The 3,464-nt window shown below is 56.7% G+C and carries 2 protein-coding genes; both read right to left on the bottom strand.

Going from position 1 to position 3,464, the window contains the following annotated elements:
• Positions 1-492 precede the first annotated feature (492 nt).
• Complete coding sequence (locus OPU71_RS21050) at positions 493-861, bottom strand: hypothetical protein (protein WP_267730064.1); 369 nt, start codon at positions 859-861, stop codon at positions 493-495.
• A gap of 1,962 nt (positions 862-2,823) precedes the next feature.
• The coding region (locus tag OPU71_RS21045; protein ID WP_267730063.1) for a CbrC family protein at positions 2,824-3,464 on the bottom strand (641 nt) is incomplete at its 5' end.

Raw genomic sequence — 3,464 nt, 5'->3', positions numbered from 1 at the left:
ACGTGGAAGTAACCGGCACCGGAGCGCCAGCGGAGGGAACCCAAATGCGCAGCATTTGGGTGTCCGGTTGACTGCAGTGTTAGAGCGCGGTTTGCTCAAGAGACGCCACCTGTTTCGGTTTCTGACGCGAAAGCCACATGAACGACGCAAGAACTGCAAGGTTAGCAATCGCCAAGCAGACCAAAAGTGGCGCGCTCGAAGCGACTAGGCTTTGAATTTGCGCTCGGCCGATTGCAGCAGCACGTATGACCGCGGCCTGTGCCTCTGAAGTGCAAGGGGAACAGACCATGTTGGGCGGCAGCACCTCAGCGTAAGTAACAACGCTCGGTGCCAGTGCGACCAAAACGATTGCGACGTTGATGGCAAGTGCAATTGCGAGCATAAGCCAGCGAGCCATAGCGCTCTAACGTGGAAGTAACCGGCACCGGAGCGCCAGCGGAGGGAACCCAAATGCGCAGCATTTGGGTGTCCGGTTGACTGTAGTGTTAGAGCTCACAGCGGTAGAACCATGAAGTAGACGTTTGCCAGAACCCAGGCCATTGCGAAAGCCAAGCTTGCGACGCTAAGCCAGATGGCGACGAGGCGCAAGCCATCGGCATGTTTGCCGAGAAGTGTGTGATGGCGGCGGCAAAATTTGGCGGCCGCAAACAGCAAAAAGGCGAAGCCCATAGACAAGACAGCAACGCCGATTAAACCGAAGTGAAGTGCCGCGCGTGGAATCGGCGAGTGCAAGCCGAAACTCGCGGCGGAAGCAAGAGCGGATTGCAATAGTGATGCGCCAAAACTCAAGAGCATCAGCGCGCAGATAGCACCAAGAACAATGTTCTGTGCGTAGGGCAGCTTGTTGCTCAAGTGGCTCATGACCAGAGCTCTAACGTTGGACGTAACGGGCGCCGGAGCGCAGCGAAGGGCACCAAAATGCGTAGCATTTTGGCGTCCCGTTGACGGACTTGTTAGCGGCAGCGTTGAAATTTGAACGGCGATTCATGCAGCGCAGGCTCGAAGTGAATTCGTTTGAGAAACCGAAACGGTTGCGGGAAAAGCCCGCGACCACGACCGAAACGATAACCGGGCGTGGCGCCCAACTGCCGTGCAGGAATTGGTCCCCGAACCGAAACGGTATAAGCGTGGCAATGGAACCTTGGCCACGATTGCAAAGCCAACGCGCGTTTCAAGTTCGGGCGCTTTCAGCATTGACGCTAACGTTGGACGTAACGGGCGCCGGAGCGCAGCGGAGGGAACCAAACTGCGCAGCAGTTTGGCGTCCCGTTGACCGCCATGTTAGCCGCGAGACCAGTGACCGATTGAAAAACCGAACGGCCTGCCAGGGCAAGCCGACCAAGAGAAACCCGAACCGTACCTGCAACGGCGCGCGCACGAGCGAACGCCGAAAAATCGCTGCCCACTTCGCCCGGTGAAACACCGAAGAGCCTTTCTAACGACGTCGAGCCGCCAAACGCGCAAGCGCAAACCCAACGGCCAGCGCGTGCAGGCGCCGCGGTCGAAGCCCACGACGATTGAGCAAGCGCCTGCCGCACGGTGAGATAGCCCGCCGAACCAACGAAAGCCTGCGGTGCCCCGCAAAGCGAAAGGCGCCGGGACAACGACCCAACAATTGCCAGCAGGAATTTCGAATGAATAAACACGGGGCTAACGTAGAAGTAACCGGCACCGGAGCGCCAGCGGAGGGAACCCAAATGCGCAGCATTTGGGTGTCCGGTTGACTGCAGGGTTGGGCGTCTGTGCCTCAAGTGTCAACTGTGACTCCTGAAGGAAGACCACCCTCAAAATAGCAAGTGAAAAGGTAACCCAAATTGTCGGTCAAGCACTCGAAGGTTACATCCCAGGGGCTATCGTTAGAACCGTCAATTGGAACTCCAACGCCTGCGGGGTTAAGGGCAGACCGCCACTCAGAAGGAAATGGCTTTCGCAGGTAACTTTCATAGCGAGGAACCAATAGGCTTGAAACCCGAGAAAACGTGGCATCCCAATCGGTGGTTAAGCTCACATAGAATTTCTCTTGAGTCTCCGACGGTGGTTCGCCGGTCCGGGTATCAATGGAAATGGATAGATCATTTTTTTCGTAAGCGTCGTGCATCCAGTAAGGCCCGTTCTTTCCTTGGCGAAGTGATATTTCACCAAACACAGGGTGAGATAAGGATGGCCCCTTAGCGTCCCGGAACAACTCAATTATTCGGCTGAGTATGGTCATCAGTGTTCCTGTGGTGCGTGATCAAGACGCCCAACGTTGGACGTAACGGGCGCCGGAGCGCAGCGGAGGGAACCAAACTGCGCAGCAGTTTGGCGTCCCGTTGACGGACTTGTTAGACGGCTGCGGTTGCACGAGCCGACGCCCCTCTCTCGTTGGGACCGCGCAAACCAATGCAATTGCCCCATGGATCTTGGACCTGGCACATTGAGTAGCCATCTTCGATTTGCATTGGACCACGGTAAAGCTTTGCACCTAGGTTGAGGAAATGAGTCAAAGCCAAGTGGAAATCGGTCACGCCCCAATATACGACCGACCCCGCAGCGCCGGATGTGACCTTGTTGTCGGAGGGGACAACTTCAATTCGAATCTCGCCAACTGCGAGGCATTCAAATGAGGGGTCAGTGATTCGAACGCGCCTCGCACCCGGAAAGGCACGCTCATACCATTCCAAGCCTGCGGCAACATTCGCGACATGAACCATCACCGCGCTTATGTGTTGAACGGATATCAAATGGGTGCCGTCTAACGTTGGACATAACCGGCGCCGGAGCGCAGCGGAGGGCACCCAAAAGCGAAGCTTTTGGGCGTCCGGTTGATGGACTGGTTAGCCATTAGTCGCAGTCATGGTAGCCGCCAATTGCACCGCAGGCTCGACACCGAAAGACGTATGCCGTGGGCGAGCCATCTTTGTCGAGCGCATCGAAAAAGGCATTCCACTCGTGGCCATTGGCAAGCCCGGTTGAGTCTTGAATTGCTTGGATGGCTTCAGGCCCCAAAGCAGATAGCTCGGTTTTGCCTGCCCGGCCCAAGAAACTCGCTGCGTCACCGCAGTGCGTCCACCAACGTTCCTGCTGCCACCCGCTGAACCCAGGCGTTCGGTTTGCCACTTCATCAACAACTTCGTGAGGAACAGGACTCCACTCTCCTCCACCACCCACACAGTCTTCGTCTGTGAATGAGGCTCCGAGCTGTTTGTGGGCGCGGCCGTCGGCAATACACCAAGGACAGATACAGTCGTCGTAGTCGTCCTCACCAAACACCGGCCCTGAATAGATGAAGCCTTGAGAGCGACCGCAACAAACACATTTCGTGTTTGACTCGACAATGCTCCCGGTCGCAAGCGGATCGGGGTGGTATTTAAAGAATGGAAGAACCAAAGCAAGCTCTCCAGAATGGCTAACGTTGGACGTAACGGGCGCCGGAGCGCAGCGGAGGGAACCAAACTGCGCAGCAGTTTGGCGTCCCGTTGACG

It is taken from the genome of Niveibacterium sp. 24ML (assembly GCF_026586805.1).
In the GTDB taxonomy this organism is placed as follows: Bacteria; Pseudomonadota; Gammaproteobacteria; order Burkholderiales; family Rhodocyclaceae; genus Niveibacterium.
Note: the sequence above shows the minus strand (reverse complement) of the source record. Positions and strands in the feature narration are given on the sequence as shown.